Here is a 337-nt window from a genome sequence, read left to right as displayed (position 1 = left end):
TGCCTCAACACCGCTTTTCGCTTTCAGTTGGATGTACACAAACCAGATTTCGCCTGGCAACGTCACGAGCTCACCTTGGCGGACGCCAATCTTGGTGCGCATGGTCATATCGCTAAACGAGATCACGTAGCGGCCTTGCTGCGTGTAGTTCGAGCGGTGCTCTTGTAAATCCACCATGTCTTGACCAGAGAGCGAGACAATTTCTTTACCGTTGTGAGTGATGCGCACGCGCTCAATATCAGACGGGTTAAAGATGTTCGTCACTAGCTCAAGGTTTTGGTAGGTTGGCCCCGACACCAAACGCAGAGTGGCTTGGTTGCCCCATGCCACACCCTCT

Annotated in this window: 1 protein-coding gene; it reads right to left on the bottom strand. The window is 52.8% G+C overall.

Annotated elements, in window-relative coordinates; translation table 11 throughout:
• Positions 1 to 337: major capsid protein P2 (locus OH458_RS22040; RefSeq protein ID WP_269979860.1), on the bottom strand; the 337-nt coding region annotated here is incomplete at both ends.

Origin of the sequence: Vibrio sp. MarTm2, from assembly GCF_027587055.1 — a bacterium.
GTDB classification, from domain to species: Bacteria; Pseudomonadota; Gammaproteobacteria; order Enterobacterales; family Vibrionaceae; genus Vibrio; species Vibrio sinaloensis_D.
The sequence above is the reverse complement of the archived record's forward strand: the minus strand, read 5'-3'. Positions and strand labels throughout refer to the sequence as shown.